This is a genomic window from Bradyrhizobium sp. AUGA SZCCT0105, from assembly GCF_018129565.1.
In the GTDB taxonomy this organism is placed as follows: domain Bacteria; phylum Pseudomonadota; class Alphaproteobacteria; order Rhizobiales; family Xanthobacteraceae; genus Bradyrhizobium.
Map to the genome: position 1 here is coordinate 1,225,559 of NZ_JAFCMK010000001.1, position 25,562 is coordinate 1,251,120.

Consider the following 25,562-nt stretch of genomic DNA (forward strand, 5'->3'; position numbering starts at 1 on the left):
CGAGGTGAAGGAAAGTGACGCTTGTGATCTCCAACGCGGACCGCCCATGGCCTTCTATGTCGTCCAGTTCCTGACCGGTCTTGCCAGCGCGGCGTCGCTGTTCCTGGTCGCTTCGGGTCTGTCGATCATCTTCGGCGTGACGCGGATCGTGAATTTCGCGCATGGCGCGTTCTACATGCTCGGCGCTTATGTCGCCTTCACCCTGACCGAGCGCTTCTCGGGCGCGTTCGGCTTCTGGGGCGGCATCGTGCTTGCCGCACTCGCTGTTGCTGTGATCGGCGTGTTGGTCGAGATGGTGCTGCTGCGCCGGATCTATCATTCGCCCGAGCTGTTTCAGTTGCTCGCCACCTTCGGCCTCACGCTGATGGTCGAGGATCTCGTGGTGCTGATCTGGGGGCCGGACGATCTGGTCGGCCGCCGCGCACCCGGCTTCAAGGGTGCGATCGATTTCTTCGGCCAGAATATTCCGAGCTACGATCTGTTCCTGATCGTGCTCGGGCCGGTCGTGCTCGGTGTGCTCTGGCTCTTGTTCCAGCGCACCCGCTGGGGCGTGCTGGTGCGCGCGGCGACGCAGGACCGCGACATGGTCGCAGCGCTCGGCGTCAATCAGAAATGGCTGTTCACCAGCGTGTTCGCGCTCGGCGTCTTTCTCGCTGCACTCGGCGGCGCGCTGCAGATTCCGCGCGATGCGGTCAATCATGCGATGGATCTGCGCGTCATCGTCGAGGTCTTCGTCGTGGTCGTGATCGGCGGCCTCGGCAGCATCATCGGCGCCTTCGTTGCGGCGGTGCTGGTGTCGGAGCTCAACGCCTTCGGCATCCTGATCTTCCCGAAGATCTCCATCATCCTGGTGTTCCTGGTGATGGCGGTGGTGCTGATCGTCCGTCCATGGGGACTGTTCGGCAAGCCGGAAGCGCCGGCGCGGCGCACACCGGGCCTCACCGTCAATCCGTGGCGGCCGCTGACGATGAACGAGCGGCTTGCCGCGATCACGGTGCTCGTGGTCGCCGCCGCGCTGCCGTTCGTTGCCGGCAATTACGTGCTCACAGTCGGCTCGGAGATCGCGATCTTCGTGATCTTCGCGGTCAGCCTGCACTTCCTGATGTCGGTCGGCGGGCTCGCCTCGTTCGGCCACGCCGCCTATTTCGGCCTCGGCGCCTATGGCGTGGCGCTACTCGCCAAGATGGCCGGCTTGCCGATGATCGCCTGCCTGCTGCTCGGCCCGCTGCTCGGGCTGCTCGGCGCGGCCGTATTCGGCTTCTTCGCGGTGCAGCTCTCGGGCGTCTATTTCGCGATGCTGACGCTGGCCTTTGCCCAGATCGTCTGGTCGATCGCGTTCCAGTGGGTGTCGGTCACCGGCGGCGACAACGGCATTCTCGGCGTCTGGCCGGAAAAATGGGCGGCGAGCCCGTCGCATTTCTACTGGCTGTCGCTCGGCGTCGCCGCGCTTGCGGTCGTGATCCTCCGCATCATCGTGTTCTCGCCGTTCGGCTTTGCGTTGCGCGCCACGCGCGACTCTCCGCTGCGCAGCGAAGCGGTCGGCATCGACGGCAAGCGGATCCAGTGGACCGCCTTCGTGATCGCGGGCACGGTCGCCGGTCTCGCCGGCGCGCTGTTCGCCTACCTCAAGGGCAGCGTGTTCCCCGACAATATGGGCATCTCGCTGTCGGTCGATGCGCTGGTCATGGTGCTGCTCGGCGGCGTCGAAACGGTGTCGGGCGCGGTGGTCGGCGCGATCGTCTACAAGGCGCTCAACATCTGGCTGGTCAGCCAGACCGATCTCTCAAAACTCGTGCTCGGCGGCTTCGTCGTGCTGATCGTGGTTGCCTTCCCGAAGGGCATCGTCGGCACGCTGGATGCCCTCATGCATCGCCGGCGCAAATCCGCCTCGTCGGCGTCGCCTCTGCTCACCTCCCGCATCGAGACCGCCGAATGAGCATGGTTCCCACATTGCTGTCGGTCGAGGGGCTGACCAAATCCTATGGCGGCGTGCACGCCGTGCGCGGTGTCTCGTTTGAACTGCGCGCCGGTGAGATCCTGGCGCTGATCGGACCGAACGGCGCGGGCAAGAGCACCTGCTTCGACATGCTCAACGGCCAGAACATTCCCGATAGCGGCCGCATCCGCGTGCTGGGAGCTGAGACCACCGGCAAGAAGCCGCGCGTGATCTGGCGGATGGGCGTCGGCCGCACCTTCCAGATCGCGGCGACATTCCCAACCATGACGGTGCGCGAGAATGTGCAGGTCGCGCTGGTCTCGCACGGCGGGCAATTGTTCAACCTGTGGGCCTCTACCGCGAGGCAGGCGCGCGACGAGGCCGGGCGGCTGCTCGATCTGGTCGGCATGGGCGCCTATGCGGAGCGGCCCTGTGGCGAGCTCGCCTATGGCGATGTCAAGCGGCTGGAGCTTGCGATCGCGCTCGCCAACCAGCCGAAACTGCTGCTGATGGACGAGCCGACCGCCGGCATGGCGCCGCGCGAGCGCGTCGAGCTGATGCGGCTGACGGCGCGGATCGCCCGCGAGCAATCGATCGGCGTGCTGTTCACCGAGCACGACATGGACGTGGTGTTCGAGCATGCCGACCGCATCCTGGTGCTCAACCGCGGCAGCCTGATCGCCGAAGGCTCGCCCGAGGAAGTGCGCGGCAATGCCCAGGTGCGGGCGATCTACCTCGGCGAAGGCCTCCTCTACGACGCCCGGCACCGCGAGGGAGCATCGGCATGAAGCTCACGGTGAAGGACCTCAACAGCTTCTATGGTCCGGCGCATATCCTGTTCGACATCGCGCTCGAGGTCGGCGAGGGCGAAGTGGTCGCATTGCTCGGGCGCAACGGCGCCGGCAAGTCGACCACGTTTCGCTCCATCGTCGGCCTGGTCGAGAACCGCTCGGGCCGCGTCATGTTCGAGGGGAGGGACGTCTCGGAGCTGCCGACGCACGCGATCGTGCGCGGCGGGCTCGGCTACGTGCCGGAGGAGCGGCGCATCTTCACCGACTTGACGGTCGAGGAGAATCTCGAGGTCGGCCGCCAGCCGAAGCGGCCGGGCGCGCCGCAATGGGATCGCGAAAAACTGTTCAAGCTGTTTCCCAATCTCGGCGAGATGCGCGGCCGGCCCGGCGGGCGCATGAGCGGCGGCGAGCAGCAGATGCTGACGATCGCGCGCACGCTGATGGGCAATCCGTCGCTGGTGCTGCTCGACGAGCCCTCTGAAGGGCTGTCGCCGAAGATCGTCGAGCAAATGGTCGATGCGATCCTGGCGATGAAGAAAGAGGGCGTCAGCATCGTCGTGTCAGAGCAGAATCTGCATTTCGCCCGGCTGATCTCGGATCGCGCCTACATCATCGAACGCGGCCGGATCTGTTTTGGCGGCACCATGGCGGAACTTGATGCGCGTCCGGATGTCCGCGACGCGCATCTGTCGCTGTAAAGGACGGGGTGGACAATGGCGAGGAGCGCTGCACAGAAGCGAAGCGTCAAGGCGGCCAAGCCCGGTTACGTGCTCGATGAGCAGATCGGCTTCATCCTGCGCCAGGTATCGCAGCGTCACGCCGTGATCTTCGCCCGCGAGATCGGCATCAACCTGACCCCGACGCAGTGGGCGGCGCTGTCGAAGTTGTCGGAGGTCGGGCCGTGCTCGCAGAACCAGCTCGGGCGGCTCACCTCGATGGATGTTGCGACCATCAAGGGCGTGATCGATCGCCTGACCGCGCGCGGCCTGACCGAGACCTCGCCCGATCCCGACGACGGCCGCCGGCTGATGGTGAGCCTGACGCGTGCCGGCCAGCAGATGGCCGACAAAGCCGCGCCGAATGCGCTCGTGATTTCCAGGGAGACGCTGGCGCCGCTCGACGCCAAGGAGCGCGAGACGCTGATGGCGCTGCTCGGCAGGCTTCGCTGACCTTACCTTCCCCTGGAGGGGGAGGGTCGGATCGCAGCGAGCGAAGCGAGATGCGAGAGCCGGGGTGGGGTGATCTCTCCCCACGGGCAGAGTCTGTATGGAGAGACTGTTCACCCCACCTCGGTTCGCATTTCATGCGAACCGATCCTCCCCCTCCAGGGGAGGATGAAGAAAGTGGCTACCGTGTCGCATCCGGACTATGTCGCAACACCAAGCACCAGCGCGACGGCGCCGACCAGCACCAGGCTGACGGCCCAAACTGTGTCCAGATTGAACCAGCTCCGGGCCACGAATTTGAGGCCGAGGTATCGGTAGACCAGCCATGCCAGACATCCGCCGGCGGCGATCATTGCGCCGGCATGGACGATGGAAACCAGCACGGCCATCGTGAGGCTGGTGTCGATCAGGGAGCTGGCGGCGGCGTGGCCTTGGTCCGGTTCGGCCTCGCGGCATAGTCCGAGATAGATCGGCACCAGCATCAGCGCCGCGCCATGGGCGATCGCCACCGCGAACGACCACAAAGCGAGTTGCGTCGGTGGTATCCGCGCCAGGGCTCGCGGATGGCGCCGGTCGATCAGCCGATAGATGCCGAAGGCGATCACAAGCAGGCTGGCGCCGATCCGGATCGTGCGCTGCCATTCGACGAGGGTGATCAGCAGCGCAAAGGGAAGGATCACGAGCAGCATCGCCAGCAGGTGACCGATTGCGAGCGGGCCAAGCGCGGCCAGCAGCGCGCGCGAACTCCTCTCCATCAATCCGGCCGAAACCGCGAGCGGCCAGCCCATGCCCGGGTTGATCCCGTGGTAGAGGCCGCTCGCAATCACCGCCAGCCACAGCCAGGCCGCTGTCCAGTCGGCTGCACTCACATTCAGGCCGATGGATAGCAGAACGAATCCGTCGAGCAGTCACCGCCGTCGAGCCGGATCTGGTGCGCGCGGTACCCGTCGGGGAGGCTGACCCAATAGTCCTTCGCCAGTTCGAGGCCGCCGCCCGGGCTTGCATTCGCCATCACCTCGGCGCCGGGAATGCCTTGCGGATAGAATTGGTCGTCCCAGGTCGAGTAAAGCGAGTTGGTCCAGTAGACCCGCTTGCCGTCGCGGCTGATCTCGACCATCTGCGGACCGCCGGCAAATGCCTGTCCGTTGGGATGCGGCGTGCGGCGGGTGATTCCGCCGATGCGCACCGATCCGGCGAGCTTCGGCTTGTGCGGATCGCTGACATCGTATTGGCGCATCTCGCCGGTGGCCCAGCAGGAGACGTAAAGGAATTTGTCGTCCATCGACAGGTCGATGTCGGTCACCAGCGGCGGCACGGCGCCGAAACCCTGCAGCAGTGGCGGCAACTGGTCCTTCGGCGCGGGTTCGGGTGGGATCGTCGCCGTCTTCTCGATGTGAAACTTGCCGCCCTCGCGCCACCAGGTCCAGATCGAGCCCTCGAGGTTGGTGGTATCGACCACGACGCCGACGAAGCCGTATTCGCGAACCGGATCGTGCGCGGGGCGCACCTCCAGCGCCATTTGATGGTTGGCGCCGAGATCGATGGTCTGGACATTGCGTCGCGCCCGCAGATCCCAGAAGTGGATGCGATGGCCGTATTTGTTCGAGAGCAGGTCCTCCGGTACGATGCCGTTCTCGAACTGCGGCGGCAGCGCCCATTCGCTGCTCACCATGTAGTCGCGCGGCAGGTTCCACCAGAAGTCATAGTGCTTGGTCTGGGGACCGCGATCGATCTCCCAGCGTCCGAGCACCTCGAAGGTCTCGCAGTCCATGATGAAGACGCCGGGCGGTCCATCGGTGCCGTCCTTGCCGCCGCCGCCGAGCGTAGAGACGTAGATGCCGTCCGGGCCGCAGTGGATGGTATGCGGCCGCGAATAGCCGGTCTTCCTGAAGACCTCCTCGGGCTCGATGATCTTGTGGATCCTGGCCTGCGTCGGATCCGGCTTGGTGTCGATGATGTAGATCCGCGACGACCGCATGCCGGGAACGATGAGATAGCGGCGTTCGATGAAGGCATGTCCCGCAAGCGGGGACAATGCCGAGGAACATGCGTTCCAGCCGAAATGGTGAAACTCGTCGCCCTTGTTGGGCATTGTCACGGTGTGGACGATCTTGCTGTAGGTCGGCGAGCCCGGCTTGACGTCGATGACGGCGAGCGCGTCCGGCTTGGAAAAGTCCGGGCTGAGCAGCACGGTGTAGGCGAAGTTCTCGGCCGGAGCTTCCATCGCAAGCTTCGGCGACGCGTGAAACGTGGGATCTGGCCTCATCGTCATCGTGCTGCCTCCTGTTTGCTGGTGTGGACCAACGGCACGGCGGCATGCGGCAGGAACTTAATCGTCGCGTGGCTCTTGCGAGCGCCGCCGGCTACGTTCGCGTGGCGGCACGATACACCTCAATGATGACGGGTGGAAACAAGGTTCGGTTACGGAGGCGGCGCGGCAAAGACGCGCGGTGCCGTGCCGTGATCCAGCAGCGTCTTCAAGACGTTGAGCAAGCGCCGTTTTATTGTCCCCTACGGACCAATCTCTCACCGTCACCCTGAGGAGGTCGCGAAGCGACCGTCTCGAAGGGTCGACGGCCCGGCTGGTGGCCGTGCATCCTTCGAGGCTCGCTTCGCGAGCGCCTCAGGATGACGGGTCGTCTGTCGTAACCTACTTCGCCACGATCTCCGGCACCTTGCCGGCGGGTGGCGTGTTGCGGCTGCGCTGGGTGCGGACGATGCCGTCGATGATGGTCATGCCGATGCCCGGGAGATCGCCGAGCTGAACGCTCTCCAGGATGTTCTTGCCCGGCGAATGCTGCGCCTTGTCCATCAGCACGAAATCCGCGGAGCGGCCGACCTCGATCAGGCCGCAATCGAGCTCGCGCATCCGCGCGGTGTTGCCGGTCGCAAGGCAGAACGCCAGCTCGGCCGGCAGCTCGCCAAGCGAGGACAACAGCGAGACCATGCGCAGGATGCCGAGCGGCTGCACGCCGGAGCCGGCCGGTGCGTCGGTGCCGAGGATGACGCGACGCAAATCGCCCATCTCGCGCGCGGTGCGCAGCGTGAACAGCGCCGAACGCTCATTGCCGTTGTGCACCAGCTCGAGACCGCGTTTGCAGCCCTCGCAGATGCAGCGGATCTGGTCGTCGGGCAGGGCGGTGTGGCCGCCATTGATGTGGCCGACCACGTCGGTGTCGGCTTCCAGCACCACGTCCTTGTCGATCAGGCCGGAGCCGGGAATCGAGGGGCCACCGGTGTGGATCGTGCTCTGAATGCCGTATTTGCGCGCCCAGCCGACCATCTTGCGCGCCGTCGGCCCGTCCTTCACACCACCTAGCCCGACCTCGCCGAGCAGCTTGACGCCGGCCGCGGCCATTTCCTTGAAATCGTCCTCGACCATCTCGCATTCGATCACGGGCGCGCCGGCATGCACCTTCACGCCGCCTGGCCGCAGCGTCCAGAATGCGCGCTGCGCGAAGATCGCCATCGCCTTCAACCCGACCACGTCGCGCGGCCGGCCGGGCATATGCACTTCGCCGGCGGAGATCATGGTGGTGACGCCGCCATGCAGATAGCTGTCGATCCAGTTGGTCTGGTTCTGCCGCGGCGTCCAGTCGCCGGCGACGGGATGGACGTGGCTGTCGATCAGGCCGGGCGCGACCGTCGTGCCGTTGGCATCGACGATCGTGGTGGCGCCTTCGGTGTCGACATCCTTGAAGCGGCCGATCGCGGTGATCCTGCCGTTCTCGGCGACGATGGTATCGGCGTCCAGGATCGGCCTCTCCAGGGCTCCCGACAGCAGTAGCCCGATATTGCGGATCACCAGCTTGCTGGGGCCGGTGGCCTGGGGCGCGTCGTGAGCCATGGGTGTTTTCCTTTTTTCTTTCCGAAATTACCCGGGAATTTGAGCCCGGCTTGACTTTTCGATCAAGCCGGATTATTCGTTTGTATACGAATGATCGTATACAAACGATCCGGCCGGTCAACTGGTTCAGGCCCTTGCCCGCCGCAGCACAAATCGGGGATTGGTGCGATGAGCAATTTCAACCAGGAAAGCGTCCTCAGCGTTCATCACTGGACCGACACGCTGTTCTCCTTCAAAACCACACGCAATCCGTCGTTCCGCTTCCGCAACGGCGAGTTCACCATGATCGGGCTCAAGGTCGGCGAGAAGCCGCTGCTGCGGGCCTACAGCGTCGCCAGCGCGAATTATGAGGACACGCTCGAGTTCTTCTCGATCAAGGTTCCGGACGGCCCGCTGACCTCGCGCCTCCAGCACCTGAAGGAAGGCGACGAGATCATCGTCAGCCGCAAGGCCACCGGCACGCTGGTCATCGACAACCTCGAGGACGGCCGCAACCTCTATCTGATCGGCACCGGCACGGGGCTTGCGCCGTTCCTCAGCGTGATCAAGGATCCCGAGACCTATGACCGCTTCGAGAAGGTCGTGCTGCTGCACGGCTGCCGCCGCGTCAAGGAGCTCGCCTATGGCGAGATGATCACCGAGAAACTGCCGCAGGACGAACTGATCGGCGATCTTGTGCGCGACCAGCTGATCTACTACCCGACCGTGACCCGCGATCCGTTCCACAACCGCGGCCGCATCACCGACCTCATCACCTCGGGCAAGCTGTTCGCCGACATCGGCCTGCCGGCGCTCGATGCCGCACATGACCGCGTCATGATCTGCGGCTCGCCGGCGCTGGTCGCCGACACCCGCACGCTGCTGGGCGGCCGCGGCTTCGTCGAGGGCAATCACGGCGAGCCCGCGCAGTTCGTGGTGGAGAAGGCGTTCGCCGAGCGGTAATCGTCGCGTCTGGAACTACTATCTCCTCGTCCTGACGGGTCGTGAAATGTTCGTCATTGCGAGGAGCGGTAGCGACGAAGCAATCCATCTTCCGGTACAGCCAGAAGCAATGGATTGCTTCGCTTCGCTCGCAATGACGTGGATGGCGTCGTGTGCAATCACGGCCTGACCGCCGGCGTCTCGACCGGCATGCCGCGCGCCCGCGACATCAGATAGAGCTCGAGCTCGACCAGCTCGGGCGACCCATAATCATAGGCTTGCGCGCGGATGCCGGTGATGCAGGCGCGCAGCCGCCGCTGCAACGATCCGAGCGACTGCCATTCAAGCCGGTACAGCGGATAGCCGGTCGGCTGTCCTTGCGTGATCGCGCTTCCCGCGAGCTTCTTGTCCCAATTGTCGTCGTGGCAGTTGGTGCAGCCGAGATTGAGCTGGCCCTGCCGCTGCATGAACAGCGCGTGGCCCTTCTCGACGAATGGCGCCAGTTCCGGATCGTCTGTGGCCGCGATCGGCATTCCCCGTGACTGCTGCGCGACATAAGCGGTCAGCGCCAGCAGCTCGCGGCTTTCATAGGCGAACGGCGAGGCCTGCTGGTGGTTGGTGCGGCAAAGATTGATCCGCGCTTCGATGTCGACCGGCTTGCCCAGCGCCTTCTCGAAGGCCGGATAGTGCGCCGCGACGCCCTTCATGCTGACCCGCGCATCGTTATGACAATCGGCGCAGGCCTTGTCCGCGCTGCCGGCCTTGCGGGTCCACAGCGCCTCGCCGTCGAGCACGAACAGCATGCCGGGATTGGCGGTGTCCTCGTCCTGCATCGCCCTGGTATCCGGGCTCATGAAGCTGTAGCCGGAGCGGCGCTCGGATAGCGGAATCTCCGCGGCGAGTGCCGCGCCCGCCATCGCCGTCAGCAGCGCGATGCAGACCGCAATCTTCATTCGACCGTGATCGAAGCCTGCGCGGTCTCCGAAAATCCCTTGTCGCCGATCCACTCGAACTCGAACTTGCCGCTCTCGGTCACCATGGTGAAGAAGGTGATGAACGGATTGGCCGCGATCGCGGGAAACAAATCGGCGCGAAACACCTCGGTGCCGTTGAAGCGGCAAATGAAGCTCGTGATGATGTCGCGCGGCACCATGTCGCCCGACGCCGTGTGGCGATAGCCGGTCTCCATGATGTGCGACATCAGCGTCTTGATCTCGATGACGCTGCCGCGCCTGGCCTTGGCCGGCACGTTGATCAGGGCCGACGGCATCAGATCGCCTCCTCGGTGCAGGCGGCGAGCGTCACCACGACGTCAGCGGTTGCCGACCAGAACGTGTCGTCGGAGAGCCGCGCGATCGCGGTCACCTTCTGGCTGTCGGCGAGGCGGATGCGGGTCGATATTTGCGCGCGTCCGGCGCGCGGCCCGAGATAGAAGTTGCCGATATTCGGCTGCGGGTTCTTCTCGTTGAAGACGTGGATGCTCTTCACATACTCGTCCGCCGTCATTGGGCTCGTGACGCTGACCGTCATGGGCACCGTGTTGCCGTTCTCGACCAGCGGCGGGATGTCGAGCTTGACCTTGCCGGTCCGCACATTGGCTTCGCCGACGACATTGCGGATCGCGGCCGACAGCATCGCCGGCGTTGCGTCGACAGGGCGCACGATCACCAACACTGCGGCGCCTCCGGCGAGGCCCAGAACCGTGCGGCGTGTGGTGTGGTTTGAATTCGCCATGCTCTATTCTCGCAACGTTATCAGGTAGGCCACGATATCCTCGATCTGCTCCGCCGACAGGATCGGCTTGCCGCGCCATGAGGCGCCGACACGCGTAAGCCCGCCGACGCGATAGTAGGACGGCATGATCGTCGCCGTATTGAGGTGTGATGCATCGACCAGCCGGAGCCGCAACTGTCCTTCCGACCAGCGGCGGCCGCTGCCGGTGAAGTTCGGCGCGAGGTCGCCCTGGAATGCTTGTTCGGGAAATGGGCCGCTGTGGCAGAGGATGCAAGTGGAGGAACGCTCGACGATCAGTGCACGGCCGCGCGTGGCGTCGCCTTTGGTTCCCGTCAGCGAGGCGGGAATCGCATCGCCGACCACGGTGTAGGGCCGCAGTTGCTCGGCGCCGACGGGCGCGCAGGCTGCGAGTAGTGCCGCGGCGAGCAGCGTTGCGAGAGCGAGCCTAGCCAAAGGCGTCTCCCGTGATGCTCCTGAACCAGTCGATCGCCTGGTCGGCCTCGCGCTGGCGAACCTCGCGCGGCGCGTCGACCGGGCTCGTGGTCACCTCGGCCTCGGCATACTGATCCTCCTTGGGCTGATAGATGCCCTTCAAAGAGAACGCGTAGCCCGGCGCGACTGTGTTGTAGCAGGCGCCGTCGAGCCGCGGTGTCTCCGGCGCCTTGCCTGCGAGCGAATTGACGATCGCGGCCGCACAGGCGCGGCCTTGCGCCGCCGCAGCGGAAGCGGATTTCGGAATGCCGCCCGCGATCGCGGCGTCGCCGATCACGTAGATATTGGGCACCAGCTTCGAGGCAAAGGTCACGGGATCGATCGGGCACCAGCCGGTATGGTCGGCGGCGCCCGCGATCTCCGCGATGCGGCCGGCCCGCTGCGGCGGAATCACATTGGCGACTGCGGCGGTGTAGTTGCCGAAGTCGGTGACGATCTCGTTGGTCGCCGGATTGACCGACGTCACCCGTCCGCCTTGCGATAGCGCGATTCGCTCGATCATCCCGGGATAGAGTTCCGCCCAGGCCTTCTCGAACAGCTTCTGTTGCGAGTAATTGTCCTTGGCGTCGAGCATCAGGATCTTCGACTTCGGCTTCTTCGCCTTGAGGTAATGCGCAATCAGGCTGGCGCGCTCGTAAGGCGCCGGCGGACAGCGCAACGGCGCGGCCGGCACCGCGATCACGACGAGGCCGCCATCGTCCATGGCCTCGAGCTGCTTGCGCAGCAGCAGGGTCTGCGCGCCGGCCTTCCAGGCATGCGGCATCTTCTCGGCGGCGGCCTCGTCATAGCCGGAGAGGGCGTCGAAGCGCATGTCGATGCCGGGGGCGAGCACAAGCCGGTCATAGGATAGCGTTGTGCCATCGGAGAGCGTGATGGTGCGCGCCTGCGCATCGACCTTGGTGGCCACCTGTGCGGCGACCGTGATGCCGTCGGCCGCAACCTTGTCGTAGCTGAACTGCTGCGCCGAGAGTTCACGCAGGCCTGCGATCATCTCGTTGCTGAACGGGCAGGCGGTGAAGACCTTGCTCGGCTCGATCAGTGTGACCTGGAGTTTTGCATCAAGCCGCCGCAGCGCCCGCGCGCAGACCGCGCCGCCAAAACCGCCGCCGATCACCGCGATGCGCGGCGCGCCTTGCGCCAGCGCCGGACGCGCCAAGGCCGTCGCTGCGACGACAGCGGCGCCACGGACCACATCCCTGCGCGTCGGATGACGCGTGACGGCCATGCACGAGAATCCGGAAAAAGGAAGCGGCGGCCGGTCCGGCCGCCGCTTCTGGTTTGATCAGGCGAAAGAGATGTTCTGGTTGCGCAGCGGGAAAGTGCGGATGCGTTTTCCCGTCGCGGCGAAATAGGCGTTGAGCACCGCCGGCGCGGCAACGCCGATGGTCGGCTCGCCGACGCCGCCCCAGAACCCGCCGCTCGGCACCATCACCGATTCCACCTTCGGCATTTCGTTGATGCGCATCGAGTTGTAGGTGTCGAAATTGGTCTGCTCGATGCGGCCGTCCTTCACGGTGCAGCCGCCATAGAACAGCGCGCTGAGGCCATAGACGAAGGAGCCCGCGATCTGCCGCTCCACCTGCGCCGGGTTGACGACATAGCCGGGATCGGTGGAGGCGACGATACGATGCACCTTGATCTTGCTGCCGTCGGTCACCGAGATCTCGGCGGCGCCGGCAACATAGCTGCCATAGCCCATCACCTGCGCGATGCCGCGATAGACGCCCTGCGGCGCCGGCGTGCCCCAGCCGATCTTCTCGGCCACGGCGTTGAGCACGGCGAGATGCTTGGGGTGCTTGCCCATCAGCTTGCGGCGGAATTCGAGCGGGTCCTGGCCGACAGCTTGGGCCAGCTCGTCCATGAAGCACTCCAGGTAGATCGCGTTGTGATTGACGTTGACGCCGCGCCAGAAGCCCGGCGGGACGTGCGGGTTGCGCATCGCATGCTCGACCAGCAGGTTCGGCACCGAATAGCCGATCGCGGCCTCGCCGGATTGCGCGACGCCCTGGAACGCGGCGGGGTCCATGCCGTTCTGCAGCGCTTCCGGGCGCACCGAGAACAGGATGGACTGACCCGACAGCCGGTAGTGCAGCGCGACCAGATTGTTGTCGGCATCGAATGCGCCGGTCAGCTTGCACTGCGTGATCGGGTGATACTTGCCGTGCTGCATGTCCTCCTCGCGCGACCACAACAGCTTGATCGGCGTGCCCGGCATCTGCTTGGCGATCGCCACCGCCTGTCGGACATAGTCGGTCATGCCGCGCCGGCCGAAGCCGCCGCCGAGCATCAGCTTGTGCACGTCGACTTTATCGGCCGGCAGGCCGGAGGCCTCAAGCGCCGCCGCGAACGCCGCCTCGCCATTCTGCGTGCCGCACCACACCTCGCATTTGTCAGGTGTGTAGAGCACGGTGGCGTTCATCGGCTCCATCGTGGCGTGGTTCTGGTAGGGATAGCTGTAGACCGCCTCGACCTTCTTGGCCGCACCGGCAATGGCTGCCTTTGCATCGCCGTTCTGGTTGCCGACATAGGCCGGCTGCGCATTGTCGAGCCCTTCGGCAAGCCACTTCGCAATCGTCTCGCTGGAGACCTTTGCATTGTCGCCTTCGTCCCAGACGATCGGCAGCGCGTCCAGCGCGGTCTTGGCGTGCCACCAGGTGTCGGCGACGACGGCAACGGCGCTGTCGCCGACCGGCACCACCTTCTTGACGCCCTTCATGCGGGCGATCTTGGCTTCGTCAAAGCTCTTCAGCTTGCCGCCGAACACCGGGCAGTCCTTGATCGCGGCGTTCAGCATGCCCGGCAGCTTGACGTCGATGCCATAGGTCATCTTGCCGGTGGTCTTGTCGACGGTGTCGAGCCGCTTCAGGCCTTTGCCGGCGATGGTCCAGTCCTTCGGGTCCTTCAGCTTGACGTCGGCCGGTGGCTCGAGCTTGGCGGCGGCTTCCGCGACCTTGCCGTAGGTCGTTGTCTTGCCCGAGGGCGTGTGGGTGATGACGCTGTTCGCGGCTTTGCACTCGGTGGCCGGCACCTTCCACTCGTTCGCCGCGGCCTGGATCAGCATCACGCGCGCGGTGGCGCCGCCCTTGCGGACATAGTCCTGCGAGGTGCGGATGCCGCGGCTGCCGCCGGTGGAGAAATCGCCCCAGGCGCGCTTGCGGGCGACGCTCTGGCCGGGCGTCGGGAATTCGGTCGTGACCTTCGACCAATCGCATTCCAGTTCTTCGGCGACGAGCTGGGCAAGGCCGGTGAGCGTGCCCTGGCCCATCTCGGAGCGGGCGATGCGGATCACCACGGTGTCGTCGGGCCGGATCACGACCCAGGCGTTGACTTCAGGGGCACCGTCCGCGGCGCGCACCACGGAGGGGCCGCCGAACGGCAGATCGAGGCCGAGCGCGAGACCGGCGCCGGCGGTTGCCGTGCTGATCACGAAGGCGCGGCGGTTGAGCCTTGAAGAGAGCTTTGGCACGTGTTGGTTGACTTGCAGATTCATGGCTGCCTCCTCACGCGTTCGCGGCAGCATGGATCGCCTCGCGCACCTGCTGGAAGGTGCCGCAGCGGCAGATATTGGTGATGGCGTCGTTGATGTCGTCGTCGGTCGGCTTCGGATTCTCTTTCAACAGCGCCGCGACGGCCATGATCATGCCGCTCTGGCAATAGCCGCATTGCGGCACGTCGCTCGCGATCCAGGCGAGCTGCACCTTGTGCATCACGCCGCCCGCCGCGAGCCCCTCGATGGTGGTGATGTCCTTGCCGGCCACTTCGTTCACCGTCACGCCGCAGGAGCGCATCGCGACCCCGTCGACATGCACGGTGCAGGCGCCGCACTGTGCAATACCGCAGCCGTATTTGGTCCCTGTCAGTCCGACGTTCTCGCGAATCGCCCACAAAAGTGGCGTGTCGTCCTCGACGTCTACATTGATCGTCTTGCCGTTGATTTTGAGGTTTGCCATCGCGATCCCCTGAATGGTCCGATCCTCCGATCGGACTTCGGGGCGATGTTGGCCTTGAAACTGGAACGGTTCAAATCAAGAAAATGCGCTTGCAGTGCGGAAGAAAGTTGATGGCGCGGTGTATGGTCGCGCCCCTGCGCGCGCAACATGCCTGTCATGTCTTTTGCGGTGAGGCGACGGCCAAACGCAGGAAGCTCATGACGCTGCCGAGCGCGGCAAATCCGGCACCCAGCGCCAGCGCGACGGTGGCGCCCTCGCGATCGGCGAGTGCGAAGCAGAGCGCGGCCAGCGCAGCGCCGGCGGTCTGTCCGGTCAACCGCGCGGTCGCAACGATGCTGCTGGCGCTGCCGCTGCGATGCGACGGCGCGCTCGACATGATCGCCTTCATGTTGGGGGTCTGGAAGAAGCCGAAACCGATGCCGCAGATCATGGTGCGCCAGACGATGTTGGCGATGCCGGGCTCGGTCGGCAGGGTCGCGAGCAGCACCATGCCAACGCCCAGCAGCAGCATGCCGATGCCGCCGAGGATGCCGGCCGGATAGCGATCCGACAACCGGCCGCCGATCGGCGCCATGAAGGCGACCACCAGCGGCCAGGGCGTCATGAAGAAGCCGGTCTCGACCTGCGAGCGGTGCAGAATGTCCTCGAAGTAGAACGGCAGCGACACGAAGGCGAGGCCCTGCACAGCAAATGAGCAGACGGCGGTCGCGGCCGACAGCGCGAAGATCGGACGGCGGAACAGGTCGATCGGCAGCATCGGCGCCGGATGATCGGCATGCCGCCGGGTCAGGATCCAGCCGAACAGGAGGGCGCCGGCAAACTCCGAGATGACAAGCGCAGGCGCCGCCTTGTGGGCGGCGCTGCCGATGCTGATGATGAAGAGCCCGAGGCAGGCGCAGGCCAGCGCCGCACCGGCGAAGTCGAAGGCGTGGGTGGCGCGCGGCGTCTTCGGCAGCGTCTTCATGCCGATCAGCAACGCGACGATGCCGAAGGGAATGTTGACGGCGAACAGCCAGGGCCACGGTCCGAGCGCGAGGATGCCGGAGGCGATGGTCGGCCCGAGCGACATGGCGCTCGCGACCACGAGCGCATTGTGACCGAAGCCGCGGCCGAGCATCCGGCTCGGATAAACGAAGCGGACCAGCGCGGTGTTGACGCTCATCAGGCCGCTGGCGCCGAGCCCCTGCAAGGTGCGCGCGACCAGGAGGCTCGGCAGCGACCACGCCAGCGCACAGCCGAGTGACGCCAATGTGAACAGCAGGAGGCCGCCGATGTAGATCCGCTGGTGGCCGACGATTTCGCCGAGCGCACCGAGCGGCAGCAGCGTGGCGACCAGGGCGATCTGATAGACGTTGACGACCCAGACCACTTCCGCAGGGCTGACATGCAGATCGCTGGCGATCGCGGGTAGCGCGATGTTGGCGATCGCGGTATCGAGCGAGGCCATCGCCAGCGCGGTGAAGATCGCGGCTACTGCCCAGCGCCTCCGTTCCCAAGGCAATCCATCCGGCAATCCATCGGTGATCGGCGCCGTTGCCGCGGTGGTCGGGGTCTTCTCGAGCATGCCTGAAAATGTCTCCGAGACCGCCATGTACTACGGCGGCATCCCATTCCCCAGCCGCGCCATTGCATGATGCATATGCGAAGCGGCCTTGCCGGACGCGCAGGCCGGCTGCGGCCGTGGGGGCGGTCTCGGGGTGAGGGGCGGAACGAAGAGCAAAGCTCGGGCAACCCATGTCGCTAGAATGCGGAGCTGCGTCTCCACTTCAACTGTCATCGCCCGGCTCGACCGGGCGATCCCAGTACGCCGCGGCTTCTCGATTCAAGCGCCGGCGTCTCTGGAATACTGGATCGCCCGGTCGAGCCGGGCGATGACACCGAGATGAAGTACGTCGTATCGCGCGAGAACCATCCTCATCGTCGTCCTGGCGAAAGCCAGGACCCATCACCCCCAATGCTGGTTGTCGCGTGACGCCGGGGCCGCAGCTCACTCTCACAACGCAACCCAGTGGTTATGGGTCCCTGCTTTCGCAGGGACGACACTCAGTTTGCAGCGCGTGAGCGCGATCAATCGAATTCGTGCTCCCGCGCTGTGTCACATTAGCGCGCCGGAGCGACTTTCGGATAGCTTGCGTCACGGTCGCGATCGACTACGCTTGGCATACAAGCAGGCGCGACGTCAGATCGGGCCGCAAGAGGGGACGCGCGCATTGCACGGACAGACCGACCGGCGCAGCGAAGCCATGCGAAGCGCCAGGGAGGGAACCCGGCGCCGCGCATTCACCGGCCTCTGGGTCGCGGCGCTGCTGGCGATCCTCGGCTTCCTCGTCATCTATCCCGTCTTGATGCTGCTGCTCGGCGCGCTCACCGACACCAACCCGGTGGTCGACGGCATCCGTCTCAGCCTGAGCCATCTGTCGATCGCGAATTTCCTCGCCGTGCTCGCCAATCCGAATGTCGGCGAGGCGTTGCTCAACACGCTGATCGCCTGCGGCGGCGGCACGGTGATCGCGGTTGCGATCGGGCTGTTCTTCTCCTGGATCGTGGTTCGCACCAACACGCCGTTCAAGGGCTTCATCGCCGCGGCCAGCGTCCTGCCGCTGTTCGCGCCGCCGCTGGTGGCCGGCGTGGCCTGGGCCATCCTCGGCTCGCCGAAGACCGGGCTGATCAACACGATGTTCAAGTGGATGGGATCCGACCTGCGCATCGATCTCTATTCGATGTGGGGCCTGGTGTTCGTGTTCGGCATCTACTACGCGCCCTATGTCTACATGTTCACATCGTCGGCGCTGCGCAACATGGACCCGAGCCTGGAGGAGACCGCGGAAATCTCCGGTGCCAGCGCGTTCGCCACCCTGTTCACGGTGACGTTTCCGCTGATCATGCCGGCGATCGTCTCGGGCATGCTGCTGTCGTTCATCGTGATGCTTGGCATCTACGGCATCCCGGCCGTGCTCGGCGCGCCGACCAATCTGAGCGTGCTCACGACCTACATCTTCAAGCTCACCAACTGGTCGCCGCCGCTCTACAACACCGCAGCGGCGGTTGCGATCATCCTGATGATGGTGACGGGGCTCCTGGTCTATCTGCAGCAGAAATTGCTCAGCGGGCGCAGCTACACCACCGTTGCGGGCAAGGCGTTCCGGCCGCGCAGCCTCGATCTCGGGTCATGGCGCTGGCTCACCTTCGCGCTCGGGGTCGTCTATCTCATCATCGTCGTGGTGCTGCCGTCGCTGGCGCTGATCGTCGCCGCCTTCCGCAAGTTCATGTTCATCCGCGACGCCGCGAGCCTGTTCGACATGCGGCAATACTCGCTGACGCATTTCGAGAGCATCTTCGACAATCCGCTGACGATGAAGTCGATCTACAACGCGATCGAGGTCGGTGTCATCACCGCTGTCGTCGGCGGCGCGCTCGCCTTTGCGATCGGCTACACGATCCATCGCACCCGCGCCGCCGGACGCGGCGCCATCGACCTGATCTCGACGCTGCCGGTCGCGATCCCCGGGCTCGTGGTCGGCGTCGCCTATCTCTGGGCCTGGATCGGCGTGCCCGGCGGGCTCTACGGCACGATCTGGATTCTCGCGCTCGCCTTCATCGCGCGCTTCATGCCCGATACGGTGAAGGCGCTGTCGACCTCGTTCCTGCAGATCCATCGCGAGCTCGAGGAGGCCGCCTGGGTCTGCGGCCGGGGCATGCTCGGCACCATCAGGACGATCGTGCTGCCGCTGGCGCGGCCGGGCGTGCTGGCGTCGATGACGCTGCTGTTCGTGCTGGCGATCCGCGAGCTCGGCTCGTCGTTGTTCCTCTACACCAGCAACACCATGGTGATGTCGGTGTTGCTGCTCGACTATTACGAGGGCGGCAACATCGGCAAGACCGCGGCCTTCAGCCTGGTGCAGACCGTGCTGCTCGGCGTCCTGATCGGCGGCGCCAACTGGCTGTCGCGTGGGGCGGCGCAGGGCAACGTGGCGCGGACCGGATAACAATAAGGGGAGGATTGGCGATGGACAGACGAACCTTCACCACACTGGCCTTGACACTGGCCTTGGCGAGCGTCGCAACGCTGGCGCCGGCCGCGCGGTCGCAGGAGTTCGGCTCGGCCGAATTGATCGCGGCCGCGAAGGCCGAAGGCAAGCTCGTATTCTACACGGCGAATTTTGCCGAGATCGAGCAGCAGGTGATCAAGGCGTTCAACAAACGCTTTCCCGAGATCACGGTCGAGATGGTGCGCGCGCCCGGCGGGCAGCTCATTACCCGTGTGAAGACCGAAGCCGCGGCCGGCAAACTGATCGCCGACGTCGTCGACCACTCCGATCGCGCGCTGATGCAGCCGCTGGAGGATCTGTTCCAGGACTATGCGCCGCCGAACGCGGCCGATTACAGCAAGGACGCGCTGATCTCGCCGAAGCTGTGGCCACGCGCCACCATCGCCTGGTCGATCGGCTACAACACCGAGCTGGTGAAGGATCCGCCGAAATCGTGGATGGACCTGACCAAGCCGCAATATGACAAGCTGATCGGGCAGGTGTTCGCGCAGTCCGGCGGCACCACCTGGACCCGGATCATGTTCGAACGCCAGGTGCTCGGCGATGACTACTGGGCCAGGCAGGCCGCGACCCATCCCGTGCTCTATCCCTCCGGGGCGCCGACGGCCGACGCGCTGGTGCGCGGCGAGATCGCGATCGCGCCGCTGCTCTACAACGTGATCTACCAGAAGAAGAAGGACGGTGCGCCGATCGAGATATTCTTTCCGCCCGAGGGTGCGCCGGTCAATCCCTATGCAAGCGGCATCCCGAAGACGGCCGCCCATCCCAATGCGGCAAAGCTGTTCCTGAACTGGTGCCTGTCGAAGGAAGGACAGACCTTCATGATCAAGGAGCTCGGCAATCTCACCTCCTTGAAGGAGCCGCCGGCCTTTCCGGAGGGGTTCGATCCCAAGGTGGTCAAGCTCTGGTACCCGAAGTTCGACGAGTATGTGAAGCTGCATGCGGCGTGGGTGGCGGAGTGGGACAAGACGTTCGGTTACCGGCAATAGGCTGATGGTGCAGCGATGACGGCAACGCTCGAGGTCAGCGATCTCAGGAAGCAGTTTGCGATCGGCCGCCCGGCGATCGATGGCGTCAGCTTTGGCGTGCCGGCCGGCGAGATCGTGGTGCTGCTCGGGCCGTCCGGTTGCGGCAAGACCACGACGCTGCGCTGCGTCGCGGGGCTCGAGCATCCGACCGATGGCGAGATCAGCATTTCCGGGCGGGTGGTGTCGTCACCGGCGCGCGGCATTCTCGTGCCGCCGCGCTTGCGCAACCTCGGCATGGTGTTCCAATCGTATGCGGTGTGGCCGCATATGACGGTGCGGCAGAATGTGATCTATCCGCTGAAGCACCGGACGATCGGGCGCACCGATGCCGCGCGCATGGTCGACGACGCGCTGGCGCTGGTCGGGCTGTCCGACTATGCCGACCGGCCGGTGGTGGCGCTCTCAGGCGGCCAGATGCAGCGCGTCGCGCTGGCACGCAGCATGGTGTACCGGCCGCAACTCTTGCTGCTTGACGAGCCGCTGTCGAATCTCGATGCCAAACTGCGCCTGCGGCTGCGCGACGACCTCCGCGTCATCCTCAAGCAGACCGGCATGACCGCGCTCTATGTCACCCATGATCAGGCCGAGGCGGTCGTGCTCGGCGATCGGATCGGCGTGATACGCGACGGCAAGCTGTTGCAGATGGACACGCCCGACGTGATCTACAATCGTCCGGCCGATCTGTTCGTCGCCAATTTCACCGGCGCGACCAACGAGCTCGCCGGCACGCTGGTCGCGTGCAACGGCGGCTATGGCGTGGTCGATTTCGGCGATGGCCGGCGAGGCGAGGTCGCGCTGTTCCAGACGCTGGCTCCCGACGAGAAGGTGCGGGTGGCGCTGCGGCCCGAGAACATCGCGATCGGCCGGCCCGATGGCGCCAACACGTTTGCGGCAAAGGTGCTAGACCGGCGCTACCAGGGCACGCAGACCGCCTACGGCCTCGAGCTGTTCGGCAAACGGCTGGAGGCGATCGAGCTCGGCACCGCCGCGCGCCATCAGGTCGGCGTCGAGGCACAGGTCGCGCTGCCGCGCGAATGCCTGTGGGCTTACCGTGACAATGGGCCGGCGTCGCATGATTAGTGGCGCCGCGGGACGCAGTTAATATTTCCTGAACGCGACGCAATCGATTCAATTTTAGAGATCTGGACCCCGGTGCCTTTACGTCCATCCGATATGCTGCCGGTCGTATCGGGGGAGACCATGCAGTTCGGAAGATTCAGGTCTGGCGCCGCATCGATCTCCGATGCTGTCTATCTGGAGGTTATCGGCAATCTCTATGGGACCACGGTTCCGATCCTGATTGCAGGCGGTTGTCTGGCGATTGTCGGCGCGATCTCGGTCAGCGCGACCGGGGACCGCCTCTCCGCGGCGCTGACCATCGCTGGCGTCGTCGTCGCCGTGGTACGGCTGCTCGGCGTGCTCGCATTCCGGACCGAAACACGCCGCAGGCCGCTGCGCGACCGGGCTGAGGCCGTGGTCTGGGAATGGCGCTACGCGGTCGGCAGCGTCGCCGCGGCCTTGATCATCGGGTTGTTTGCCGGCCGGAGCCTGTTCGTCGGTGACGCAATCTGTCTGGTCATGGCGGTCGGCATTGCCTTTGGCTTCAGCGCCGGGATCGTGGCGCGGCTGTCGTTGCGGCCGTTGGTGGCGATCCTGGATTTCGCGGCGGTGGGTCTACCTGCGGTCGTCGCGAGCTTCATGAAGGGGTCGGATGTGCCGCATGTCGCGCTCAGCGTCATGTTCCTGGTCTTCATCGTCGCGGGCGTCGAGATGGTTCGTCTGTCCTACGACAACACGCTGAACCAGATGTCGCTGAAGCGGAAGTTCGAGCAGCTCGCGCGGCTGGACCCCATGACCGGCCTGCTCAACCGCTCGGTGCTTGCCACCGACCTCGCCGGGATCATCGCGCAACGCGGCAGCGCGATGGTCGCGGTCCACGCCATCGATCTCGATCATTTCAAAGCAGCCAATGACCGCTTTGGCCATCCGGTCGGCGATGCCCTGCTGCGGCAGGTGGCGGCAAGGTTGTCGTCGCTTGCCGGCCGATCCGATCTCGTCGTCCGTATGGGCGGCGATGAATTCATTCTGCTGCAGGGCGCGCCGCAGTCCCGCGGCGATGCCGAAGCCATGGCGCAGCGAATCTTCGACACGGTCAGCGCGCCCTATCAGGTAGGCGATCATGAGATCGTCATCGGGGCCAGCATCGGCATTGCCCTGTCGCCGGACCACGGCAGGACGGTTGAGGCGCTGCTGTCCCGGTCCGACGCGGCGCTGTATCGGGCGAAGGAGCGTCGCGGCGGCTACGTCTTCGCGGCCGAGCCGGCACGCGTCGATGACGATCGCAGCCGCCAGCGCGCCGCCTGACGTCCTTGGAATGATGCAAACCAAAATCTACTGCAGCGCCATTCCCGAGGTCTTGATCACGGTCGTCAGCTTCTGCTGATCGGCCTTCATCAGCGCGGCGAGCTCATCGAGCGACATCGGCTTGCCCGGAATGTTGGCGAGCGACAGCTGGCGCTGCACGTCGGGATTCTGCAACGCCTTGTTGATCGCCGCGTTGATCTTCGCAAGCAGCGGCGCCGGCGTCGCGGCCGGCACGTAGATGCCGTACCAGGGAACGTAGGCGGCCTCGGCAAAGCCGGCTTCCGCGATGGTCGGGACGTCGGGCAGGTCGGGGACGCGCTTGTCGGTGAAGACCGCGAGCGGCTTGACGCTGCCGGCCTTGATGTGCGGCAGCGCGAGCTCGAGCGAGACGATCTCGAAATGCATCAGGTTGGTCATCAGGTCGATCAGCGCTTGCGGCTGGCCCTTGTAGCCGACATTGGTAAGCTTGATGCCGGCGGCCTGAAACAGTTTTTGCGCACTGAGGTCGATCGACGATCCCGTGCCGGGATTGCCGAAATTGAACTCTCCGGGCTGCTTGCGGGCCAGCTCGACGAATTCACCGATGCTCATCACCGGCATCGACGGGTGCACTAGCGCCACGCTCTGATTCCACACCGCGAGGCCGACGCACCTGAAATCCCTTGCCGCGTTCCAGCCGGCGTCCTTGTAGAGATCCGGGTTGACCAGCAGCGCGGGGCCGGTGACGACCCAGGTGTAGCCATCCGGCTCGCTGCGTGCGACGGCTGATGTGCCGATATTGCTGTTGCCGCCGGGCCGTGCCTCCACCACGACGGTCTGCTTCCAGTCGCGGCCGACCTGCTCGGTCACGGCGCGCGCGACGATATCGACGATGCCGCCGGCAGGGTAGGGCACGATGATGTGGATCGGCCGGCTCGGATAATTGTCCTGCGCGTTGGCGCCGGCGCTAACCAGCAGGCCGGATGCGATGGTCGCGAGCAGTCGAATGGCGGTTGCGATGCCGCGCATATCCCCCTCCCCATATCTGCCGCATCGTCTGCGTGATGCGTACCTTTAATGCGTGATCTCTTCGGAAAACCGCTTCACACTTTTCCGGATCATGCCCTAGTCGTTGGCCACCAGCGAGCGGATGCTGCGGGCGAGCCCGAGCATGCGCGGCCCGCATTCGCGCTCGATCTGCTCGGCGCTGAAGCGGAACGAGGGGATGCCGCAATTGACCGACAGGCACTCGCCGGCGGGCGTGCGATAGAGCGGGGCGGCGACGCCGAAGATCTCGCGTCGCCATTCGCCGAGCGAGACCGCGAAGCCGCGCTCGTTGCAGAGCTCGACGTCCGGCAGCGTGCGCCGTTCGACGTAGTCGAGCTCCTCTGGGCGCTCGGCCTTCACGCGCGCGACATAGGCGTCGCGTTCGTCCTTCGTGAACAGCGACAGCAAAGCGCGCCCGACCGCAGTCGGCGCCAGCGAGGAGACAAAGCCGACGTCAGGCACGTGCGGCACCGCGTCCGTCGTGCGCAGCGTTTCGACATAGATGAAGTCGAGCCCGAACGGCATCGCGATCGACACCGTGCCGCCGGTATAGGCCGCGAAGTCGCGCATCAGCGGACGCGCGAGCTGGCGGACCTTGAGCGACGACAGCACCGGATAGGCGGCGGCAAGTACGCCGAGCCCGAGCACGAAGCGGCCCTTGGCGTCGCGCCTGAGATAGCCGAGTTGCTCCAGCGTGTAGGTCAGGCGCGAAACGGTCGGCCGCGACAGGCCGGTGTGCTCGGCAAGCTCCGCATTCGAGAGCGGGCCGGTGTGGTTGCGGAAGGCGGCCAGCAGATCGAGCCCGTGCGCCAGGGTGGTCGCAAAGGAGGGATCCGCCTGGGATTCGAGAGAGGACAATGCCGTCATACGAAATAATGGTCCAAAGCAGATAGAGATGTCAATATATCGAAATGAATTTGCAAATCGTTTCGATATGGGTTTATCTCCCGGCCAAAAGACGGGAGGCGGCATGGATTTCGATCTGTCCAAACGGTCGGAACGCTGGCGGCAAGATCTGTTGGCCTTCTTCGAGAAGGCGGTGCTGCCGCGCCATCGCGCCTGGCTCGACCATGTCCGCGAGCACAGCGACACGCCGCCGTTCATGACCGAGCTGCAGCAACAGGCCCGTGCGGCGGGCCTGTGGAATCTCGGTCTGCCCGAATTGGCGGACGATGAACCGGGCACGCGCCTCTCCAATCTCGACTACGCGCCGCTGGCGGAGATCATGGGCCGGCTGTTCTGGGCGCCGGAGGTGTTCAACTGCCAGGCGCCCGACGTGCCGAACATGATCGCGTTGCAGGCCTGCGCGACGCCGGCGCAGAAGAAGCGTTGGCTGGCGCCGCTGCTCAGCGCCGAGACGCGCTCCGCCTTCGGCATGACCGAGCCCGATGTCGCCTCATCCGACGCCACCAACATCGCAACGCGGATGGTGCGCGACGGCGACCACTACACCATCAACGGCCGCAAATGGTTCATCACCGGTGCTGCGCATCCGCGCTGCAGCTTCCTGATCGTGATGGGCGTGACCGATGCCGGCGCCGAGCGCACCAGCCGGCATTCTTGCATCATCGTGCCGATGGATGCGCCCGGCGTGCGGCTGGTGCGGCGGCTGCGCTGGATGGGTTGCGAAGATCATACGGCGCCGATTGGCGAGCTGGTGTTCGACAATGTACGCGTGCCGGTCGAAAATCTGCTCGGCGCCGAGGGCGAGGGTTTCAAGGTCGCGCAGATCCGGCTCGGCCCGGCGCGCATCCACCATTGCATGCGCTCGATCGGGCTCTGCGAGCTGCTGATCGAGCTGATGATGGCGCGTGCCGCGGAGCGCAGTGCATTCGGGCGTACCGTGATCCAGTACGACACCGTCCAGCGCTGGATCGCTGAAGCCCGCGTCGAGCTGGAGCAGGCGCGGCTGCTCGCCTGGCGCTGCGCCTGGCGGCTCGATCAGGCCGGCCATCACGGCGCCTGGCGCGACGTCTCGCTGATCAAGGTTGCGGTGCCCGCGATGCTGCAAAAGATCGCCGACCGCGCGATGCAGGTGTTCGGGGCGATGGGCGGCTCAGACGATACGCCGATCCATCAGGCGCTGGCGTGGGGACGCCTGCTCCGGATCGGCGACGGGCCCGACGAGGTGCATTTGCGGCAGATCTTCCGGATGGAGCCGATGCCGGAATGGTCGATCGCCAATTCGCCCTATCTTGCTGCCCATCCCGCCTGAGCGGCGCTACAGTGTCCACCGAATGATCTTGAAACGAGGCGCC

23 protein-coding genes are annotated in these 25,562 nt (G+C 65.3%); 10 read left to right on the top strand and 13 right to left on the bottom strand.

Features of this window, described 5'->3' with window-relative positions:
• Window positions 1-46 precede the first annotated feature (46 nt).
• Genes JQ573_RS05670 through JQ573_RS05685 form a run of 4 tightly spaced genes read left to right on the top strand, consistent with a single transcriptional unit; the run spans window position 47 to window position 3,896 of the window.
• Window positions 47-1,936: an ABC transporter permease gene (locus tag JQ573_RS05670; protein WP_212311335.1), complete on the top strand. Its 1,890-nt coding sequence runs from the start codon at window positions 47-49 to the stop codon at window positions 1,934-1,936.
• Entirely contained in the window at window positions 1,933-2,724 is a 792-nt protein-coding gene (locus tag JQ573_RS05675; RefSeq protein ID WP_092124897.1) for an ABC transporter ATP-binding protein, read from the top strand. The genes JQ573_RS05670 and JQ573_RS05675 overlap by 4 nt, the downstream gene beginning before the upstream one ends.
• The gene (locus JQ573_RS05680) at window positions 2,721-3,425 is read left to right on the top strand and encodes an ABC transporter ATP-binding protein (protein WP_212311334.1); all 705 of its coding nucleotides are present in this window, start codon (window positions 2,721-2,723) and stop codon (window positions 3,423-3,425) included. The genes JQ573_RS05675 and JQ573_RS05680 overlap by 4 nt, the downstream gene beginning before the upstream one ends.
• A gap of 15 nt (window positions 3,426-3,440) precedes the next feature.
• Window positions 3,441-3,896: a MarR family winged helix-turn-helix transcriptional regulator gene (locus tag JQ573_RS05685; protein ID WP_092124899.1), complete on the top strand. Its 456-nt coding sequence runs from the start codon at window positions 3,441-3,443 to the stop codon at window positions 3,894-3,896.
• Window positions 3,897-4,093: 197 nt separating this feature from the next.
• Here the strand turns inward: JQ573_RS05685 and JQ573_RS05690 are convergent, their stop codons facing one another.
• The 3 genes from JQ573_RS05690 to JQ573_RS05700 form a co-directional block, all read right to left on the bottom strand.
• Window positions 4,094-4,762 carry a hypothetical protein gene (locus tag JQ573_RS05690; protein ID WP_212311333.1) on the bottom strand — a complete coding sequence of 223 codons (669 nt, stop codon included), beginning with the start codon at window positions 4,760-4,762 and terminating at the stop codon, window positions 4,094-4,096.
• 2 nt (window positions 4,763-4,764) lie between these two features.
• Window positions 4,765-6,165 (bottom strand): selenium-binding protein SBP56-related protein, encoded by a 1,401-nt coding sequence (locus JQ573_RS05695; protein WP_212311332.1) that lies wholly within the window; start codon window positions 6,163-6,165, stop codon window positions 4,765-4,767.
• A 378-nt stretch (window positions 6,166-6,543) separates the two neighbouring features.
• Window positions 6,544-7,740, bottom strand: a complete 1,197-nt coding sequence (locus JQ573_RS05700) for an amidohydrolase family protein (RefSeq protein WP_212311331.1) — start codon at window positions 7,738-7,740, stop codon at window positions 6,544-6,546.
• Between the two features lie 168 nt (window positions 7,741-7,908).
• Between JQ573_RS05700 and JQ573_RS05705 the strand changes: the two genes are divergently transcribed.
• Window positions 7,909-8,682: a ferredoxin--NADP reductase gene (locus JQ573_RS05705; RefSeq protein ID WP_212311330.1), complete on the top strand. Its 774-nt coding sequence runs from the start codon at window positions 7,909-7,911 to the stop codon at window positions 8,680-8,682.
• Window positions 8,683-8,840: 158 nt separating this feature from the next.
• On the opposite strand, the gene soxA is transcribed toward JQ573_RS05705, so the two are convergent.
• The 8 genes from soxA to JQ573_RS05745 all read right to left on the bottom strand — a co-directional run bounded on the left by soxA (window position 8,841) and on the right by JQ573_RS05745 (window position 16,401).
• Window positions 8,841-9,614, bottom strand: a complete 774-nt coding sequence (gene soxA / locus JQ573_RS05710) for a sulfur oxidation c-type cytochrome SoxA (RefSeq protein WP_212311329.1) — start codon at window positions 9,612-9,614, stop codon at window positions 8,841-8,843.
• Window positions 9,611-9,931: a thiosulfate oxidation carrier complex protein SoxZ gene (gene soxZ, locus JQ573_RS05715; RefSeq protein ID WP_212311328.1), complete on the bottom strand. Its 321-nt coding sequence runs from the start codon at window positions 9,929-9,931 to the stop codon at window positions 9,611-9,613. Before soxZ ends, soxA begins: the two co-directional genes overlap by 4 nt.
• On the bottom strand, window positions 9,931-10,395 hold the full coding sequence (locus tag JQ573_RS05720) for a SoxY-related AACIE arm protein (protein WP_212311327.1): 465 nt from the start codon (window positions 10,393-10,395) through the stop codon (window positions 9,931-9,933). Before JQ573_RS05720 ends, soxZ begins: the two co-directional genes overlap by 1 nt.
• A gap of 3 nt (window positions 10,396-10,398) precedes the next feature.
• On the bottom strand, window positions 10,399-10,848 hold the full coding sequence (soxX, locus tag JQ573_RS05725) for a sulfur oxidation c-type cytochrome SoxX (protein WP_409334634.1): 450 nt from the start codon (window positions 10,846-10,848) through the stop codon (window positions 10,399-10,401).
• Complete coding sequence (locus tag JQ573_RS05730; RefSeq protein WP_212311326.1) at window positions 10,841-12,112, bottom strand: NAD(P)/FAD-dependent oxidoreductase; 1,272 nt, start codon at window positions 12,110-12,112, stop codon at window positions 10,841-10,843. Before JQ573_RS05730 ends, soxX begins: the two co-directional genes overlap by 8 nt.
• A gap of 57 nt (window positions 12,113-12,169) precedes the next feature.
• The gene (locus JQ573_RS05735) at window positions 12,170-14,377 is read right to left on the bottom strand and encodes a xanthine dehydrogenase family protein molybdopterin-binding subunit (RefSeq protein WP_212311325.1); all 2,208 of its coding nucleotides are present in this window, start codon (window positions 14,375-14,377) and stop codon (window positions 12,170-12,172) included.
• A gap of 10 nt (window positions 14,378-14,387) precedes the next feature.
• Entirely contained in the window at window positions 14,388-14,837 is a 450-nt protein-coding gene (locus JQ573_RS05740) for a (2Fe-2S)-binding protein (protein ID WP_212311324.1), read from the bottom strand.
• Window positions 14,838-14,991: 154 nt separating this feature from the next.
• Window positions 14,992-16,401, bottom strand: a complete 1,410-nt coding sequence (locus tag JQ573_RS05745) for an MFS transporter (protein ID WP_212311323.1) — start codon at window positions 16,399-16,401, stop codon at window positions 14,992-14,994.
• 679 nt (window positions 16,402-17,080) lie between these two features.
• On the opposite strand from JQ573_RS05745, the gene JQ573_RS05750 reads away from it, so the two are divergent.
• The 4 genes from JQ573_RS05750 (at window position 17,081) to JQ573_RS05765 (ending at window position 22,278) form a co-directional block, all read left to right on the top strand.
• Window positions 17,081-18,823, top strand: coding sequence for an iron ABC transporter permease (locus JQ573_RS05750; RefSeq protein ID WP_212311322.1), 1,743 nt, complete (start codon window positions 17,081-17,083; stop codon window positions 18,821-18,823).
• Between the two features lie 20 nt (window positions 18,824-18,843).
• Complete coding sequence (locus tag JQ573_RS05755; RefSeq protein WP_249131228.1) at window positions 18,844-19,875, top strand: ABC transporter substrate-binding protein; 1,032 nt, start codon at window positions 18,844-18,846, stop codon at window positions 19,873-19,875.
• 15 nt (window positions 19,876-19,890) lie between these two features.
• Entirely contained in the window at window positions 19,891-20,994 is a 1,104-nt protein-coding gene (locus tag JQ573_RS05760; RefSeq protein ID WP_212311321.1) for an ABC transporter ATP-binding protein, read from the top strand.
• A 120-nt stretch (window positions 20,995-21,114) separates the two neighbouring features.
• Window positions 21,115-22,278, top strand: coding sequence for a GGDEF domain-containing protein (locus JQ573_RS05765; protein ID WP_212311320.1), 1,164 nt, complete (start codon window positions 21,115-21,117; stop codon window positions 22,276-22,278).
• A 27-nt stretch (window positions 22,279-22,305) separates the two neighbouring features.
• Here the strand turns inward: JQ573_RS05765 and JQ573_RS05770 are convergent, their stop codons facing one another.
• Both JQ573_RS05770 and JQ573_RS05775 read right to left on the bottom strand, forming a co-directional pair.
• Window positions 22,306-23,286: a tripartite tricarboxylate transporter substrate binding protein gene (locus JQ573_RS05770; protein WP_212311319.1), complete on the bottom strand. Its 981-nt coding sequence runs from the start codon at window positions 23,284-23,286 to the stop codon at window positions 22,306-22,308.
• A 96-nt stretch (window positions 23,287-23,382) separates the two neighbouring features.
• Complete coding sequence (locus JQ573_RS05775) at window positions 23,383-24,171, bottom strand: IclR family transcriptional regulator (protein WP_212311318.1); 789 nt, start codon at window positions 24,169-24,171, stop codon at window positions 23,383-23,385.
• Window positions 24,172-24,274: 103 nt separating this feature from the next.
• Between JQ573_RS05775 and JQ573_RS05780 the strand changes: the two genes are divergently transcribed.
• Window positions 24,275-25,519, top strand: coding sequence for an acyl-CoA dehydrogenase family protein (locus JQ573_RS05780; protein ID WP_212311317.1), 1,245 nt, complete (start codon window positions 24,275-24,277; stop codon window positions 25,517-25,519).
• Window positions 25,520-25,562: the final 43 nt, after the last annotated feature.

Excerpts from the sequence above, each read along its gene's own strand:
- JQ573_RS05670 (WP_212311335.1), top strand. The coding sequence starts at position 47 with ATGGCCTTCTATGTCGTCCAGTTCCTGACCGGTCTTGCCAGCGCGGCG.
- JQ573_RS05675 (WP_092124897.1), top strand. The coding sequence starts at position 1,933 with ATGAGCATGGTTCCCACATTGCTGTCGGTCGAGGGGCTGACCAAATCC.
- JQ573_RS05680 (WP_212311334.1), top strand. The coding sequence starts at position 2,721 with ATGAAGCTCACGGTGAAGGACCTCAACAGCTTCTATGGTCCGGCGCAT.
- JQ573_RS05685 (WP_092124899.1), top strand. The coding sequence starts at position 3,441 with ATGGCGAGGAGCGCTGCACAGAAGCGAAGCGTCAAGGCGGCCAAGCCC.
- JQ573_RS05695 (WP_212311332.1), bottom strand. The coding sequence starts at position 6,165 with ATGACGATGAGGCCAGATCCCACGTTTCACGCGTCGCCGAAGCTTGCG.
- JQ573_RS05700 (WP_212311331.1), bottom strand. The coding sequence starts at position 7,740 with ATGGCTCACGACGCGCCCCAGGCCACCGGCCCCAGCAAGCTGGTGATC.
- JQ573_RS05705 (WP_212311330.1), top strand. The coding sequence starts at position 7,909 with ATGAGCAATTTCAACCAGGAAAGCGTCCTCAGCGTTCATCACTGGACC.
- soxA (WP_212311329.1), bottom strand. The coding sequence starts at position 9,614 with ATGAAGATTGCGGTCTGCATCGCGCTGCTGACGGCGATGGCGGGCGCG.
- soxZ (WP_212311328.1), bottom strand. The coding sequence starts at position 9,931 with ATGCCGTCGGCCCTGATCAACGTGCCGGCCAAGGCCAGGCGCGGCAGC.
- JQ573_RS05720 (WP_212311327.1), bottom strand. The coding sequence starts at position 10,395 with ATGGCGAATTCAAACCACACCACACGCCGCACGGTTCTGGGCCTCGCC.
- JQ573_RS05730 (WP_212311326.1), bottom strand. The coding sequence starts at position 12,112 with ATGGCCGTCACGCGTCATCCGACGCGCAGGGATGTGGTCCGTGGCGCC.
- JQ573_RS05735 (WP_212311325.1), bottom strand. The coding sequence starts at position 14,377 with ATGAATCTGCAAGTCAACCAACACGTGCCAAAGCTCTCTTCAAGGCTC.
- JQ573_RS05740 (WP_212311324.1), bottom strand. The coding sequence starts at position 14,837 with ATGGCAAACCTCAAAATCAACGGCAAGACGATCAATGTAGACGTCGAG.
- JQ573_RS05745 (WP_212311323.1), bottom strand. The coding sequence starts at position 16,401 with ATGCTCGAGAAGACCCCGACCACCGCGGCAACGGCGCCGATCACCGAT.
- JQ573_RS05750 (WP_212311322.1), top strand. The coding sequence starts at position 17,081 with ATGCGAAGCGCCAGGGAGGGAACCCGGCGCCGCGCATTCACCGGCCTC.
- JQ573_RS05755 (WP_249131228.1), top strand. The coding sequence starts at position 18,844 with ATGGACAGACGAACCTTCACCACACTGGCCTTGACACTGGCCTTGGCG.
- JQ573_RS05760 (WP_212311321.1), top strand. The coding sequence starts at position 19,891 with ATGACGGCAACGCTCGAGGTCAGCGATCTCAGGAAGCAGTTTGCGATC.
- JQ573_RS05765 (WP_212311320.1), top strand. The coding sequence starts at position 21,115 with ATGCAGTTCGGAAGATTCAGGTCTGGCGCCGCATCGATCTCCGATGCT.
- JQ573_RS05770 (WP_212311319.1), bottom strand. The coding sequence starts at position 23,286 with ATGCGCGGCATCGCAACCGCCATTCGACTGCTCGCGACCATCGCATCC.
- JQ573_RS05775 (WP_212311318.1), bottom strand. The coding sequence starts at position 24,171 with ATGACGGCATTGTCCTCTCTCGAATCCCAGGCGGATCCCTCCTTTGCG.
- JQ573_RS05780 (WP_212311317.1), top strand. The coding sequence starts at position 24,275 with ATGGATTTCGATCTGTCCAAACGGTCGGAACGCTGGCGGCAAGATCTG.